This is a genomic window from Rhodanobacter sp. T12-5, from assembly GCF_008329435.1.
Taxonomy (GTDB): Bacteria; Pseudomonadota; Gammaproteobacteria; order Xanthomonadales; family Rhodanobacteraceae; genus Rhodanobacter.
Genome location: NZ_NPKN01000001.1, coordinates 656,164 through 671,742, shown reverse-complemented (window position 1 = coordinate 671,742; position 15,579 = coordinate 656,164). Strand labels below are relative to the sequence as shown.

General features: G+C 68.0%; 9 protein-coding genes. 2 read left to right on the top strand and 7 right to left on the bottom strand.

The window, feature by feature from the left end; genetic code table 11:
• Positions 1-115: 115 nt before the first annotated feature.
• A complete protein-coding gene (locus tag CIW53_RS02785; protein WP_149363165.1) occupies positions 116-2,062 on the bottom strand; it encodes an ATP-dependent DNA helicase in 1,947 nt (648 codons plus the stop codon).
• 120 nt (positions 2,063-2,182) lie between these two features.
• On the opposite strand from CIW53_RS02785, the gene CIW53_RS02780 reads away from it, so the two are divergent.
• Positions 2,183-2,731: a redoxin domain-containing protein gene (locus CIW53_RS02780; RefSeq protein WP_149363164.1), complete on the top strand. Its 549-nt coding sequence runs from the start codon at positions 2,183-2,185 to the stop codon at positions 2,729-2,731.
• A 12-nt stretch (positions 2,732-2,743) separates the two neighbouring features.
• Here the strand turns inward: CIW53_RS02780 and CIW53_RS02775 are convergent, their stop codons facing one another.
• The 5 genes from CIW53_RS02775 to CIW53_RS02755 form a co-directional block, all read right to left on the bottom strand.
• On the bottom strand, positions 2,744-3,277 hold the full coding sequence (locus tag CIW53_RS02775; protein WP_149363163.1) for a tetratricopeptide repeat protein: 534 nt from the start codon (positions 3,275-3,277) through the stop codon (positions 2,744-2,746).
• 2 nt (positions 3,278-3,279) lie between these two features.
• Positions 3,280-5,622, bottom strand: coding sequence for a penicillin-binding protein 1B (gene mrcB, locus CIW53_RS02770; RefSeq protein WP_149363162.1), 2,343 nt, complete (start codon positions 5,620-5,622; stop codon positions 3,280-3,282).
• A gap of 223 nt (positions 5,623-5,845) precedes the next feature.
• On the bottom strand, positions 5,846-6,685 hold the full coding sequence (locus tag CIW53_RS02765) for an NAD-dependent epimerase/dehydratase family protein (RefSeq protein ID WP_149363161.1): 840 nt from the start codon (positions 6,683-6,685) through the stop codon (positions 5,846-5,848).
• Positions 6,686-6,692: 7 nt separating this feature from the next.
• Positions 6,693-8,375, bottom strand: a complete 1,683-nt coding sequence (locus CIW53_RS02760) for a hypothetical protein (protein ID WP_149363160.1) — start codon at positions 8,373-8,375, stop codon at positions 6,693-6,695.
• A 77-nt stretch (positions 8,376-8,452) separates the two neighbouring features.
• Positions 8,453-10,573, bottom strand: a complete 2,121-nt coding sequence (locus CIW53_RS02755) for a bifunctional (p)ppGpp synthetase/guanosine-3',5'-bis(diphosphate) 3'-pyrophosphohydrolase (RefSeq protein WP_149363159.1) — start codon at positions 10,571-10,573, stop codon at positions 8,453-8,455.
• Between the two features lie 140 nt (positions 10,574-10,713).
• Between CIW53_RS02755 and CIW53_RS02750 the strand changes: the two genes are divergently transcribed.
• Entirely contained in the window at positions 10,714-11,193 is a 480-nt protein-coding gene (locus CIW53_RS02750; RefSeq protein ID WP_149363158.1) for a hypothetical protein, read from the top strand.
• 254 nt (positions 11,194-11,447) lie between these two features.
• On the opposite strand, the gene hrpA is transcribed toward CIW53_RS02750, so the two are convergent.
• Positions 11,448-15,533, bottom strand: a complete 4,086-nt coding sequence (gene hrpA / locus CIW53_RS02745) for an ATP-dependent RNA helicase HrpA (RefSeq protein ID WP_149363157.1) — start codon at positions 15,531-15,533, stop codon at positions 11,448-11,450.
• Positions 15,534-15,579 lie beyond the last annotated feature (46 nt).

Sequence of the window (15,579 nt, the reverse complement as noted above, 5' to 3'; positions counted from 1 at the left end):
TGTGTCTGCCATGTTGTCGTGTAGGAGCCCGCTCGCGGGCGATGCTTTTCTGCGGGAATCGGGAATCGGGAATCGGGAATCGGGAATCGCAAAAGCATCGCCCGCGAGCGGGCTCCTACGGGGTTGTCTCTACGTCGACAAAGAATGCCTGCACATCGGCCAGCTCGCGGGTGCGCGGCATCGGCGGCAGGCTGGCGAGGAACAGCTTGCCATAACCCTTGCCGGTGAGGCGCGGGTCGCACAGCACCAGCACGCCGCGGTCGTGCACGTCGCGAATCAGGCGGCCGGCACCCTGCTTCAGCGCGATCACCGCGCTGGGCACCTGCCAGCCCATGAACGGGTTGATGCCGGACTGTTCGAGTGCGGCGAGGCGGGCCATGAGCACCGGATCGTCGGGCGCGGCGAACGGCAGCTTGTCGATCACCACCACGCTGAGCGCCTCGCCGACCACGTCGACGCCTTCCCAGAAACTGGCTGCGCCGAGCAGCACGCCGTGGCCGCTGGCGCGGAACTCTTCCAGCAGCCGCGGGCGCGGCGCGGTGCCCTGCACGAACAGCGGCCACGGCACCTTGTCCTGCAACAGCTCGGCGGCACGGCGCAACGCGCGATGCGAGGTGAACAGCAGGAAGGCGCGGCCGTGGGAGGCGTGCAGCACCGGCAGCACCGCCTCGATCACCTGCTCGGTGTAGTCGCGCGCGTTCGGGTCGGGCAGGCCCGGCGGCAGGTAGCACAAGGCCTGGCGCGCGTAGTCGAACGGGCTTTCCAGGCTCAGCGTCTGCGGCTCGTCCAACCCGAGCTGGCGCGCGAAGTGGTCGAAGTTGCCGGCCACCGACAGCGTGGCCGAGGTGTGGATCCACGCCGCCTGGGTGCGCTCGCGCAGGCCGCGCATCGGCAGCGCCAGGTCCAGCGGTGTGGCGTACAGCGCGAAACCGCGCGGGAAAGTTTCGTACCAGCGTACGTCCTGGTCGCCGTGCGATTCGATGATGCGGTCGAGCCGTTCGGCGAACAGTTCGGCGCGCTCGTGCAGGTTGGCGAAGCCGCGCGAGCGCTCGGCCTGCGAGGCGAGCAGTTCCGCCAGCGTGGCCAGCAGTTCGCGCAGGTCGTGCAGCCCCTCGCGCACGCCGGCGCGATCCTCCAGTTGCTGGAACGCACCGCGCGACGGCAACGCATCCATCGCCAGGCGCAGCTTGCGCAGCGCGCCCTGCAAAGCTTCCACCGGCTCCAGCAGCAGGCCGATCGCGCCGGTGACGCCACTGCATTCGGTCAGCGTGTCCTGCGCCATCTCGGTGAGCTGGCGCGCGCTGACGCTCTGCGAAAAGAACTGGCCGGCGAGCTCGGGAATCTGGTGCGCTTCGTCGAGGATGAAGGCGACCGCGCCGGGAAGGATCTCGCCGAAGCCTTCCTGCTTCAGCGCGAGGTCGGCGAACAGCAGGTGGTGGTTGACCACCACCACGTCCGCCTCCATCGCCTCGCGGCGTGCCTTGAACACGTGGCAGTCTTCGTAGAACGGGCACTCCACGCCGAGGCAGTTTTCCGGCGTGGAGGTGACCCGCGGCCACAGCGGCGATTCCTCCGGCACCTCGGCCAGTTCCATGCGGTCACCGCGGCGGGTGCGCGCGGACCACGCCCGGATCGTCGCCAGTTGCGCGGCCTGCGCGCGTTCGAAAGTGGCGCCCTCGCGCACGGTCTGGTCCAGCCGGTACAGGCACAGGTAATTCGCGCGGCCTTTCAGCAGCGCCGTCTTCAGCCGCGCACCGAGGACCGAGCGCACCTTCGGCAGGTCGCGAAAGTACAGCTGATCCTGCAGCGCCTTGGTGCCGGTGGAGATGATCACCCGCTCGCCCGACAGCAGCGCCGGCACCAGGTAGGCGTAGGTCTTGCCGGTGCCGGTGCCGGCCTCGGCGACCAGCGTGTCGCGCCCGGCGATGGCCTGCTGCACCGCGCGCGCCATTGCCTGCTGGGCGAGCCGTGGCGCGAAATTCGGCAGCTCGCGCGCGAACGGGCCGTCGGCACCGAGCAGGGCGCCGATATCGTCTGACTCGGTGTCGTCCAGTGCAGTCATCGGCCAAGTATGGCGGAGCGGGTGATCGCGGCAAACCATCGCGACCAGGTCGCGGGAACCCCGCCTCTGGTCACCGCATCCACTGGACATCGCCGCATCAGCTCGCGAAGGAGAATCGACATGCGACTGTCCGCCCCATCACCCGCGCCCGTCCTCGATCTCGTGGACATTCGCGGCGAGCCGATCGCGATCGGCGGCCATGGCCGTCGCACGTTGCTGTCCTTTTTCCGGGATGCGGCCTGTCCTTTCTGCAATTTTCGCATCTACGAACTGACCAGCTTGTACCCGACCCTTTCGACACGGGGGCTCGATATCGTCGCCGTGTTCAGCGCATCGCAGGCCGAGGTGCTGCGTTTCGCCGGACAGCGTCCGCGTCCTTTCAGCATTGCGGCCGATCCGACGTCGCGGGCACACGAGATCTACGGCATCGAGCGATCGTTCTGGCGCAAGTGGAAAGCCGTGCTGACGCGCGTGCCGACCCTGCTCAGGGGCATGCGCCTGGTGGGGCTTGCCGGCCTCGACACCGGCAACTTGATGCCGGCGGATTTCCTGATCGACGAGAACGGCTGCATCGTCGAGAGCTGGTACGGCCGCGACGCGGGTGACCGCATTCCGATCGCGCGGGTCGAGCGGTTCCTCGATCGCGGTCAACTCCGTCGCGCCGCCTAGCGACGCTCGCGCTCAGTAACGCGGAATGCCCGCCTTGTGGCATTGCTGCACCCACTTGCGCGCCGTTGCCGCGCCGGCCGCGTCATGTGCCTGCAGGCGCATCTCGACGATGGTCTGCCAGTTGCGCGCACATAGCGCCCCGAGCTTCGGACCGAGCGACCATGACTGGTGCGCAAGCTTTTCGGCCTCGGCGAACTGGTGCAGGCGCACGGCGATCTCGGCGCGATCCTGCAGCAGGTCCGGCGAGTCCGGGCCGAGCTTGAGTGCCTGGTCGAGCTTTGCGGCAGCCTCGGCATACTTGCCGGCACGTTCGTCGCTTTGCGCGGCTTCCTGCAGCGCAGCGACGCCAGGATCGCGCAGCGGGTTGACGTCGATGATGGACTTCTCGCGATCGCCAGCGGCGCGGATCGCCGCAACCAGGTCGTAGCTTGGCGTCGCCGCCGGCGCGGGCGGCGATGGTGCCGTCGCGAACATGCCGCAGCCGGCCAACATGCCTGCGGCAAGCAGCAAAGGCAGCAGACCAAAATATCGGGATGAGGTCGGCATGATCAATTCCGCTGTGGAGTGCCGTCGGCGGGCGGCACGCTGCCGGCCGCGGGAGGTTGGTCGCCACCACCGAACAGGCTCTGGATGCCCTGCCAGAAGCAGCCTTCGGTGTCGGCCGGCAAGCTGCCGGCGACAACCGGCACCTGCTGCGCCCCTTGGCATTGCGACTCGGTGCGCTTGCCGTTGGTCGGGTCGACCCAGGCCATCTCCAACCCTTCGCCCGGCGCGGCGGACAGGGGCCGGGTCGGCAACCTGGCGAACAGATCGCGCCACGCGCGCAGGCCACCGCTGGCACCGAACAGGGTGGTCGGCTTGTTGTCGTCGCGCCCCATCCAGAACACCGCCAGGTGCTCGCCGGTGAAGCCGGCAAACCAGCTGTCGCGCATGTCGTTGCTGGTGCCGGTCTTGCCGGCGGCGTGCAGCCATGCCAGTCCGGAATTTCCGATCGCGCTGGCCGTGCCGTATTCGGCCACCTGCTGCATCGCCCATGTGGTCAGACGGACGGCCTCCTGGTACTCGCCCTTGCCGCCCTGCACCTGGTAGCGCTTGATCGTGCGGCCATTGCCGTCGAGTACGCCGCGCACCGCCACCAGCGGCATCGCGTGTCCATCGGCGGCCAGGTACTGATAAAGATGCGCCACCTGCAAGGGTGCCAGGTCGATCGCGCCGATCAGCAGCGAGGGACTGGGATTGACGTCGGTCAGACCGAACGACTCCAGGAAGGCCCGGATCCGCGGCAGACCCACCGCGAGCCCGAGATGGATGGTCGCCAGGTTCCACGAATGCGCCAGCGCATCGACCATGGTCAAAGGATCGTGACTGCGGTGGTCATCATTCTGCGGCGTCCACATGCTGCCGTCGGGCTGGCGCATGCTGACCGGGCTGTCGTCCATCAGGCTGGCCAGGTTCCAGCGCTGCGGCTGGGTCAACGCCACCAGGTAGACGAACGGCTTGATCGTGGAACCGATCGGCCGGCGCGCATCCAGCGCCCGGTTGAAGCCGGGGTCGCCTGGCGTCCTGCTGCCGACCACGGCCAGCACGCTGCCGCTGTGCGCATCGGTCACCACCGCCGCGGCCTGCACGCCATCGCCGCGTTTGCCCAGGCCCTTGAGCGTGCCGGTGATCGCCTGCTCGGTGTACAACTGGGCGGCCGGATCGAGCGTGGTGAAGATCGACAGGTTGCCGTCGCGCAGCGCCTGCTCGTCGAAATCGGCGGTGATCTGCGAACGCACCAGATCCATGAACGCGGGGAAGCGGTTGTGCGGCAGCTGGCCGTTCTTGACGATGTCCAGCGGCGCGGCCTGCGCGGCATTGAGTTGCCCGGCGGTGATCAGGCCGGTATCGAAGAATTCCTGCAGCACCAGGTTGCGCCGGGTCATCGCGCGCTTGGGCGCGCGGCGCGGATCGTAGTAACTGGGACCCTTCACCATGCCCACCAGCAGCGCGATCTCCTGCGGACGCAGATCCTGCAGTCGTCGGCCGAAATAGAACTCCGACGCGGCTCCGAAACCGTGCACGGCCTGCCCGCCCTGCTGGCCAAGGAAAACGTCGTTGACGTAGGCCTCGAGGATCCGCCCCTTGCTGTAATGCGCCTCCAGCAGCAGCGACATCAATGCCTCGTTGACCTTGCGCGCGAGGGTCTGGTCGCGGCTCAGGAACAGGTTGCGCACCAGTTGCTGGGTCAGCGTGGAGCCGCCCTGCACGGTATGGCCGGCGCGCAGGTTGGCATAGGCGGCGCGCACGATGGCGCCGAAGTCGATCCCGATGTGGTGCTTGAAGTCGCGATCCTCGACCGCCTGCAGCCCGCTCAACAGCAGCGGCGGCACGTCGGCCAGGTGCACGAAGCGTCGTTCTTCCTGGCTGGCACCGTAGAGCGTGGCGATGCGCGCCGGATCCAGATGGGTCAGGGCGATGTTCTTGCCGCCGGTCGCGTCCTGCACCGACTGCACCACGCCCTTGCCCAAGGTGACGCGGATGCGCTTGGGCAGCTCGCCGCCATCCGGGCCGGCGTAGCCGCTCGAGGAAATGGTGTAGCGCCCGCCCTGCTTCACCCAGCTGCCGGCAACCTGGCCGTGACCGTCGGCGCTGTAGCCGGCGAAGGTCAATTCCAGTTCCAGCGCCGCCGGCGTCATCGGCATGCCGGCCGCCAACGGCAACGGCCGCGCGTACACCCGGGTCGGCACCGCGAAGACCAGGTCGTTGAAGCGATCCTGCACGCGCTTGTTCAACACCAGCGTGTAGGGCAGCACGAAACCGACCAACAGGCCCATGCCGATCCAGAACGGAATGCGCAGCCATGGCCAGCTACGGTGCGCCAGCGAACGAATACGAGTCAGAAAGGCCAACGTGGGGGAATCCGGCAATCGGTGGTCCGACGATGATAGGGCCTGCTACCCGGCGCGCATATGAACGCGGCGGCCGGTTTTGTGGCAGAACGCGGGCAAACAGCCCGTTGCCGTCCCGCAGTCGACCGCGCGCCGGTGGGAGCGACTTCAGTCGCGACACCCGATATGGCCAAACGTGACAAGAGCATCGCGACTGAAGTCGCTCCCACAGCGCCTGGCGCGATCAATCGGACGCAAACCACATCGAAGCATCCAAGTGGAAAGGTCGCGGACGAATGCCGAGCAGCTGCTGCAACTCGCCATTGTCGGCGATCAGGTCGCTGTCGAGCCGGCTGAGCGGGCCGCGCAGTGGCGGCAGTGCGCGCTGGCCCATTCGCAGCAGCCAGGCCGGTATCGGCAGCGGCAGCGTGCTGCTCGACAGGCTGCGGCGAACCCGTACGAACATTTCGCCGGACGAAAGCCGTTCGCCGCCGCCGATCGGCAGAATCCGCCCCGCCGCGGCAGGATTTTCCAACGCGGCCATCACCGCCTGCGCGATGTCGTCCGCGTGCACCGGCTGACGCAGTCCGCGGCCGGACGGCAGCGGAAACAACCGCAGCCGCATCGCGCGACGGGCGATCGGCGTCAGGCTCTTGTCCAGGCCGGCACCGTAGACCAAAGTCGGCCGCAGCACCGTCCAGGCGCAGCCATGCAGGGCGCAGGCAGCGGCCAAGGCGACCTCGCCATCACGCAACTGCCGCGCCACTTCGCGCTCGGCCGGCACGGCGGAATCCTGCTTGGTCTCGGCGCTCATCGAGCTGGTGGCGACCACCCGCGGCGCCCCCGCCAGGCGCACTTGCGCCATCCAGTCGGCCAGCGCCTGCAACGGGCCGAAGCTGATGATCGCCGACAACGGCGGCAGCACGGGCACTTCGTCAGGCAGCGCACCTCGCAACCATTCCACACCGGGCCGGTCCGGCCGCGCCTGACGACTCAGCGCGAGCACCGATTCGCCGCTGGCCAGCAGCCGCGGCAACAGGAAATGGCCGACCTGGCAACTGCCGCCCACAACCAGGACAGTCATGCAGCGATCACCTCTCGCCCTGCAGGCGAGCGGTCAGGTCGATCACCCGCGGATGATTCGGCGCCAGCTTGCGCGCGTGTTCGAGCGATTGGCTGGCGCCGATGCGATCTCCGCGTGCGAGTTGCTGTTCGGCCTGATCGAGCCAGGCTGCGGTCAGCCGTTCACGCAGTGCGCCTTGCGCTGCGTCGCCGGGCGACAACTGGGCCAGATCGACCAGCATGTCGTCGGCCTGCGCCAGCTTGCCGGCGGCCAGCGCCTGGTTGAACTGTTGCTCGACGAGGCGGGGCAAGCCTTGCAGCCCGCTCAGCGCCGGCGCGCTGTTGCCGTCGATCGCCAGCGCACTGCGGTACAGGTCGTACGCGCTGTCGCCGGGGGGCATCATGATGTTGCCGCTGTCGGCGGCGGCCAGCGCACGTTGCACCAGTTGCGCCACCGCCGCACTTTGCTGCGGCGACAACGCGGGTGGCGCGGGCGGCGCGATGTCGTCGCCATGCGATGCCGGCGTCGCGGCCGGCTTTGCTTGCGCACTCTGCAGGCGTGCGCGCGCAGCGGCGAGGTCAGCCGACTTCGGCGCCAGCTCGGTCGCCCGGTCGAGCAGCATGGACGCTTGCACCAGATCGCCGGCGTCCATCGCCGCCCTTGCCTGCACGGTCATCGCCTGCGCCACCTTGCCGAGGCCGGCCTGGGCCTGCGTGCTCTCCGGATCGAGCTTGAGCGCGGCCTGAAAATGCGCCAGCGCGGTGTCGCTGCCGGGGCCGTCGATGTGGCCGGCACGCAAGGCCTCCTGGCCCTGTGCGAGCTCGGCGTCCAACGCGCTGTTGTCCTGTTTGCGCGTCTGCGACTGCAGTGCGCGCAACGCCGGCAGGGTGCCGTTGTCCGGCTGCAACGCAGCCAGCTGCTCGATGCTGGCGTTTGCCACCGCCGTGTCCTTCGCGTCCAGCGCCTTGCGTGCCTGCACCGCCAGCGCATAGCCGACCTGATCGAGACCGTGGGCGGCCACCGCATTGTCGGGGTCGGCACGCAATACGCGCTGGTACAGCAAGCCGGCATCGTCCAGCTTGCCGGCGGCGAGTGCCTGTTGCGCCTGATCGATCAGATCGATCGTCTTTACCTGCGCGGCACGAGCGCTGTTGATAGCCTGGTCGAGACGGTCGATATCGCTGCCGCCACCGAGCAGCTCGCGGGCAACCGCGGCCTGCTGCGTGGCCTGGGCCAGGTGGCCGGCCTGCAGTGCGGCATCGGCCTGCGCCAGTTCGGCCTGGCCGACCTGGCGCAGGCCATCGCGGGCGCGGTCGTTGTCCGGTTCCAGCGCTACCGCCCGCTGGAACAGTTCGCGTGCGCTGGTCCCGTTATAGCCATCCAGATGGCCATCCTGCAATGCCTGCTGTGCCTGAACCAGCACGCTGTTGAAGTCGGTACGCGGCAGCATGCCGCGCAGCCGGTTCTGGCCGAGCCAGAGTGCCCCGAGCAACACGATGAGCAACAGCAGCAGCGGCAGCAGCCATCGGCGCCGGCGATGCTGGCGATGCGATGGCGAGGGTGTCCGATCCCGCGGATGGCGCGGTTCGACCGACACATTCGGCAATCCGTCGCTGGAGGCCGGACGCACATCTTCCAGATCGAACTCACCCAGGGTGGGCTCGGTGCGGATGGGTGGATGTGTGTCTTGCTGGTCTCGGCGTCCGCTCATGATCCGTGGCTGTGAAGGTCGTCCGCGCAGCTTAACATCGGGTCGGTTCGGTCGACGTTCCGGCATTGCGCGGTCATTCAGCCGACGCCGACCCGGCGCACGTCGACCACGTTCGGCAAGGCCAGCAGCTTGCCGAGCAGGGTCGACAACTGCTCGAAATCGCGCACGCGCAGGGTGAAGCGCATCTCCACTTCGCCGGCATGGGCGATCAAGCGGCTGGACGAGGCAATGATGTAGGTGCCGGCGTTGCTGACCACGCCGGTGACATCCTTCTGCAGGCCCTTGCGGTCGTAGCCGCGCAGCTCGATGTCGACCTCGTAGGCTTGCGCTGCGGCGCTGCCCCAGCTCACCTCGATCACCCGATCCGGATCGCGTCGGGCCAGCCGTGCCAGGCTGCCGCAATCGGCACGATGCACCGACACGCCGCGACCCTTGGTGATGAAGCCGCGCACCGGATCGCCCGGCAGCGGCTGGCAGCAGCGCGCCAGCGTGGTCAGCAGGTTGCCGATGCCTTCGATGCTGAGCGCGCTGTGATCGAGCGTGACCGGCCGCGCGCTCACGGGTGGCGGGGGCGGCGCCGGCGGCTGCGCGGATTCCTGCACCACGCGCGCGATCTGGCCCGGCGTGACTTCGCCCAGGGCCAGCGCAATCAGCAGTTCGTCATGGGTTTGCAGGTGGAAATGCGCGGGCAGCTTGCTCACGTCTGCGCCCGACAGTGCCAGCCTTTTCAATTCGCGCTCGAACATGCTGCGGCCGACGGCGAGGTTCGCATCGTGGGCGATCCGGCGGAACCACGCGCGTACCTTGTCCTTCGCCCGCGCCGTGTTGAGGTAGCCGTGATGCGGCGACAGCCAGTCGCGACTGGGCTCGGCCACCTTCGCGGTGAGGATCTCGACCCGATCGCCGCTCTGCGGCTGGAAGGTCAGCGGCACGATGCGGCCGTTGACCTTGGCGCCGCGGCAGCGGTGGCCGACTTCGGTATGCACCAGGTAGGCGAAATCCAGCACGGTCGCGCCGCGTGCCAGGTCGAACACCTCGCCCTTGGGGGTCAACAGGTAGACGCGGTCTTCCAGCAGCTCGGTATGCAGTTCGGCGGCCAGCGCGCTGTCGTCCTCGCCGCGCGGCTCCAGCAGCTTGCGCATCCAGGCGATCTTCGCCTCGAACTCGGCATCGCTGCTGCCGCCCTCCTTGTAGCGCCAGTGCGCGGCCACGCCGAGTTCGTTCGCGCGATGCATCTCGTGGGTGCGGATCTGCACTTCCAGGGTCTTGCCTTCCGGCCCCAGCACGGCGGTGTGCAGCGACTGGTAGCCGTTTGCCTTGGGCCGCGCGATGTAATCGTCGAACTCGCCCGGCAGATGTGGCCAGCGCGCGTGCACCACGCCCAGCGCGGCGTAGCAATCGGTGATGGTGTCGACCAGCACGCGCACCGCGCGGATGTCGTACAGATCGGAAAAATCCAGCGACTTGCGCTGCATCTTTTTCCAGATCGAATAGATGTGCTTGGGCCGCCCGGCCAGCTCGGCATGGATGCCGGCGGCCTCCAGTGCACGCTGCAACTCGTCCAGCGATTCGCGGATGAAGCTCTCGCGGTCGGTGCGCCGCTCGTCGAGCAGCTTGGCGATACGCCGATAGGTCTCCGGCTGCAGGAAGCGGAACGCCAGATCCTCCAGCTCCCACTTCAACTGCCAGATGCCCAGACGGTTCGCCAGCGGCGCGTGGATGTCGCGGGTCAACCGTGCCAGCGCGGCGGCCTGCTCGGGGGGCAAGGTCGCGGCAGCGCGCATCCGCGCCAGCTGTCGCGCCAGCAGCACGAACACCACGCGCAGGTCGCGCACGATCGCCAGCAGCAGACGGCGCAAACCTTCGGCAGCGCCTTCGGGCGCGCGTTGCGCGTGCAGCGCCCATACCTGCTCGGCGGCCTGCTGGCCGCCTACCAGTCGCTGCAACTCCGCCGGCAACTTCGCGCCCTGCGTTTTCCACAGCGCCGGATCGACCCGCGCCAGCTCGAACCACAACGCCGCCGCCTGGGTCTGCGCATCGCAGCCGAGCATGCCGAGCAGATCCAGCACGTCGCAGCATTCGGCCTGCGCCACCGGCTGCGTTTCGCACGCGTGCAATGCTTCGGCCAGCACCGGCGGCAGCGTGCCGGCGCGCTCGCGCCAGTGCAGTAGGCTGGTGGATTTGACGATCGGCGGCATGGCGGGGAATCCGGTACGGACGTCCATGTTAGCCGCAGGGCGACCTCGCCAGCCTGGATATGCGCAGCGGCGCTTGGCCTGGAGGCGGTTTACCGCGCAGAATTGCCGCTGCCGCTTCGCCATCCCCAGAGGAATCACCCATGATGCTGCGCTCCCGCCACCTGACCTTGTCGATGTTGCTGGTCTTGCCGCTGTGCTGCCTGTCCGTGCATGCCCAGCAAACCAAAAGCCTGCAGCAGCGCATGAGCAGCACCGAATTCAAGGCCGCCGGACTGGACAAGCTGTCGCCGCAGGAACTGCAGAATCTCGACAACTGGCTGAACGGGCATGCCGTGGTGACCACGAAGGTCGTCAACTCCAGCGGCAAGCCGGTGTTCTACTCTGGCGACCAGAAGCGCCACACCATCGATACGCACATCGTCGGGCACTTCGACGGCTGGAACAAGAACCTCGAGTTCACCATGGCCAACGGGCAGCAATGGCGGGTGATCGATCCGGAGCCGCACTCCTGCCAGCCCTCCGAAAACACCGAGGTGAAGATCAAGCCGTCGCTGCTGGGTTCATGGCTGATGTACGTGCCCTCGTGCTACGAGAACGCGCACGTCAAACGCGTGCGCTGAAGTTGTGAATTTCTGGCCTGAGGCCGGGCATGGCATGGGGCATGGCGAGGGCATGGCGAGGGCATGGCGAGGGCATGGCGAGGGCATGGATGCCCGAGTTGAGGCAACGCAGGAGCGGTTGCCCGATGCCCGAATTGAGGCAACGCAGGAGCGGTTGCCCGATGCCAGGTCGTGGATCTGGCGCGCAAGTGCCTGACTGGCGACAGAAGAAAACCACAGGAAGCGGCTTTCTTCACAGACCCTGACGGCGCGCTTCAGCCCAGCGCGGCGAGCGCCTTCGCCAGCCGCTTGGCCGAGACCGGCTCGGCGGTCTTCAGTTCCTGCGCGAACAGCGACACACGCCATTCCTCGATCAGCCAGCGCAGCTCGGCCAGCGCGGCGGGCTCGGCACCGGCGGCTCGATGTTGCAGATACGCGCGCCAGTACGGCAGTACCTGCAACATGCGCTGCTGGTCTTTCGCCGGGTCCTGGCGCAACCGTTCGCCACGCAGGCGCATGGCCTTCAAATAGCGCGGGTAATGTGCCAGCCGCGCGGTCGGCAACTCCCGCAGGAAGCCGGGGACGAGCAGTGCGTCGAACTGTTCGCGCAGGTCGTCGTAGCTGGCGCGAGCAAAACCCAGCAGTGGCGGTTGCAGCCACGGTTTCATCTCGGCTTGCGCCTCGATGATCGGCTCGGCAAGTTTCAGCCGCTCGACGCCGGCACCAAACAGTTCGCGCGAACACTGCGTGCGCAACACCTCGAACGCACCGGCGGTGCGCACGTCCAGGTCATGGCGCTCGATCAAGTCGGTGAAGCCGCCTTCGAGCAGGTCTTCACGCAAGCCGTCGACACCGCCGAGCGGTGCGTATTTCAGGGCCAGCGCGTTGCCGATCGGCAGCCGCCGTCGCGCCTGCTTCGCCTCGCTGGCCAGGGCGTTGCGCAGCAACCGCACCACGCCCTGGACGTGCGCGGCGCGCGCCTCGTCGCTGCGCTCGAACACGCGCAGTGCCACTGTCTCGCCGAGGTCGACCAACGCCGGGAACGCGGCGAGGTCGCCGTCGGAACGCACCTGCGCGGGGATCTCCTCGAAATCCCAGCTGGCCACGTCCTCGCGGGTCAACTCGATGTCGGTCTTGCGCGAGAACGCCTCGCGTGCCCGGCTTTCCCACTGGCCGCGCAGCGCGGCGAGGTCGCGGCCGCCGGCCAGCGTCTTGCCGCGCTCGTCGTGCAGGCGGTAGCGCATCAGGAAGTGCGGCGACAGTTCGACGGCAGAAAATTCCGCCGCTGCAATGTCGACGCCGGTGGCGCGCTTTAGAAATGTCGCCAGTGCTTTCGCCAGCGGTTCGTCGCGCGGCGACTCGGCCTCGACGAAGGCACGCGCGAAATCCGGCGCCGGCACGAAGTTGCGGCGCTGCGCCTTGGGCAGGCCGCGGATCAGCTCGGCCACCTTCTCGGCCAGCAGGCCGGGTACCAGCCATTCGCAGCGGGCGGGCGGCAACGCGTTCAGCATCTCCAGCGGCAGGTGCAGGGTGACACCGTCGGCTTCGTCGCCGGGGACGAAGCGGTATTCCAGCTTGTACCTTTGCGGCGGGATTTCGAGCGCGGCAGGAAACGCCTTCGCATCCAGCCCCGCACCTCCGACCATCACGTCATCCAGCGACCAGCGCAGCGCGGCCTGTTCGGCGGGACGCGCCTTGCGGTACCACGCATCCAGCGCGCGCGAGCTGGCGATGTCTCCCGGCAGCTTGCCCTCGAAGAACACGACCAGATCGTCCTCGTGACGGATCAGACCTTCGCGGCGCTGCTTTGCCTCGATGCCGAGCGCCTCTTCGAGCACACGCTGATTCGCGCGCACGAAATCCGCACGACTGTCGATGTCGCCGCGGGTCAGCCCCTCGCGCAGGAAGATCGCGTGCGCCAGCGCCGGATCCTGCTGCTGGAACGTCACCGGCCGCTTCTCCACCAGCACCAGCCCGAACAGGCTGACCTGCTCGTAGGCCACCACGCAGCCGCGCTTCTTCGACCAGTGCGCGTCGCGGCAGTGCACGCGCAGCAGATGCGCCGCCTGCTGCTCGATCCAAAGCGGTTCGACCCGCGCATTCGCCATGCCCCACACGCGGCCACCCACGTCGAGGATCTGCGCGGAGAAGATCCAGTTCGGCGGCGACTTCGCCAAGGCCGAACCGGGGAAAACCTGAAACTTGCGCTCGCGCGTGCTCTGGTAGATACCCTTCTCGTCCTTGCGGCCGACCTGGGTGGGCAGGCCGGCCAACAGCGATCGATGGACTGCCTCGAAGAGGCGGTCCATCGATCGCTGTTGATCAATCACGGGATCTTCGCGTTCGCCTCCTCTCCGCTCGGGAGAGAGGATTGAGGCGAGGGGCCGGTGCTCGCGGGAAACTCTCCTGCTCCCGCTCTTTTTCTGAGCCGCCGCGACGCCAGCGCGTGGAGTTTGATGCAGAACCACCCCATCACCCCTACCCTCCCCCCGCACGGTTGAGGGAGCCAATTGCCACCCCAGCTCCCCCACCACGAGCAGCAACTGCCGATGCAGTTCGCGCCATTCGCGCATGCGCATGAAGCTGAGGAAATGGCGCGAGCACCAGTCGCGCAGCTTCGACTGGGTCAGTTCCTCGTGCGCATCGTGATAATCGCGCCACAGGTTCAGCACGCCCATGAAGTCGGACTTCGGATCGGCGAACACGGCGTGCGCGGCGTCGGCCTGCTGGCGCGCGTCGCCCGGGCGCTCGCGCGGATCCTGGATGCTGAGGAACGAAACGATGGTGAGCAGCTCGCGTAGTGCGTGCAGTTTCTCGCCCTCGACCAGCATGCGCGCCAGCTGCACGTCGATCGGCAGCCGCGCCAGGGTTTGGCCGATCGCAGTAAGCTTGCGCGTACCGTCGATCGCGGAAATCTCGGTGAGCCGGCGGAAGCCGTCGGCGATCACGCGCGGGTCGGGCGCTTCCAGGAACGGGAAGTCATCGACCTCGCCCAGCTTCAGCGCCAGCATGCGCAGGATCACGTTGGCCAGCGACGAGCGCAGCAATTCCGGATCGGTGAACGTGGCGCGGCCGGCGAAATCGGCTTCGTCGTACAGCCGGTAGCAGACGCCCGGCCCCACGCGGCCGCAGCGACCCTTGCGCTGGTCGGCCGCCGCCTGCGAGATCGGCTCCACGTGCAGCCGCTCGAGCTGGCTGCGCTGGCTGTAGCGCTTCACCCGCGCCGTGCCGGTATCGATCACGTAGCGGATGCGCGGCACGGTCAGCGAGGTTTCGGCCACGTTGGTGGCCAGCACCACGCGGCGCTTCACGCCGGGCTTGAACACGCGGTCCTGGTCGCCGGCGGAAAGCCGCGCGTACAGCGGCATGATCTCGGTCTCGCGGTATTGCCGGCGCGACAGCAGCTGGTGCGCGTCGCGGATCTCGCGCTCGCCGGGCAGGAAGATCAGCACGTCGCCGCGCGGATCGTCGTGCGTGATTTCGTCGAGCACCGCAGCGATGTGTTCGGCGCTGCCCTGCTGCATGTCCTTGCTGCGGCCCTGCCGCGCGGCAATCTCGTCCAGCGAACGCCAGCGCAGTTCGACCGGGTATGCGCGCCCCTCCACCTCGACCACCGGCGCACCGCCGAAATGCTCGGCGAAACGCGCGGTGTCGATCGTCGCCGAGGTGACGATGATCTTCAGCTCGGGCCGCTTCACCGCCAGCCGCTTCAGGTAGCCGAGCAGGAAGTCGATGTTGAGGCTGCGCTCGTGCGCCTCGTCGATGATGATGGTGTCATACGCACTGAGCCACGGATCGCCCTGGGTCTCGGCGAGCAGGATGCCGTCGGTCATGAACTTGACCAGGCTGCGTTCGGAGACCTGGTCGTTGAAGCGCACCTGGAAACCCACCACCTCGCCCAGCGGCGTACCCAGCTCCTCGGCCACCCGGCGCGCCACCGAGCGCGCCGCCAGCCGGCGCGGCTGGGTGCAACCGATCATGCCGGCCTCGCCACGGCCGGCGGCCAGACACAGCTTGGGCAGCTGGGTGGTCTTGCCCGAGCCGGTCTCGCCGGCGATCACCACCACCTGGTGCTCGCGGATCAGCTTGACGATGTCCTCGCCGCGCGCGCTGATCGGCAGCGATTCATCCAGGCGGATCCCGGGCTTCGCCGCCACACGGGCGCGGCGCCTGGCTGCGGAGCGCTCCATATCCGCGCGCAATGCCGCCAGCTTGTTTTCGTCGGGCCGACGCGACAACGTGCGCCAGCGCCCCAGCAGGCGACCGAAGTCGCGGCTGGACACCGCATCCAGCAAACGGCGCAATTCGCGCAGGCCGGGATCGGCGGAGGAATCGGCTGTTGGTGGGTGGGCATCGTTCATCGGACCGCACATGATAGCTGCTGGCGGACCGCCGACTTGATAGCCG

What these genes read in the sequence shown, in the direction of transcription:
- CIW53_RS02780 (WP_149363164.1), top strand. Translation starts at nt 2,183, where the DNA reads ATGCGACTGTCCGCCCCATCACCCGCGCCCGTCCTCGATCTCGTGGAC.
- CIW53_RS02775 (WP_149363163.1), bottom strand. Translation starts at nt 3,277, where the DNA reads ATGCCGACCTCATCCCGATATTTTGGTCTGCTGCCTTTGCTGCTTGCC.
- CIW53_RS02765 (WP_149363161.1), bottom strand. Translation starts at nt 6,685, where the DNA reads ATGACTGTCCTGGTTGTGGGCGGCAGTTGCCAGGTCGGCCATTTCCTG.
- hrpA (WP_149363157.1), bottom strand. Translation starts at nt 15,533, where the DNA reads ATGAACGATGCCCACCCACCAACAGCCGATTCCTCCGCCGATCCCGGC.
- CIW53_RS02755 (WP_149363159.1), bottom strand. Translation starts at nt 10,573, where the DNA reads ATGCCGCCGATCGTCAAATCCACCAGCCTACTGCACTGGCGCGAGCGC.
- CIW53_RS02750 (WP_149363158.1), top strand. Translation starts at nt 10,714, where the DNA reads ATGATGCTGCGCTCCCGCCACCTGACCTTGTCGATGTTGCTGGTCTTG.
- CIW53_RS02785 (WP_149363165.1), bottom strand. Translation starts at nt 2,062, where the DNA reads ATGACTGCACTGGACGACACCGAGTCAGACGATATCGGCGCCCTGCTC.
- CIW53_RS02760 (WP_149363160.1), bottom strand. Translation starts at nt 8,375, where the DNA reads ATGAGCGGACGCCGAGACCAGCAAGACACACATCCACCCATCCGCACC.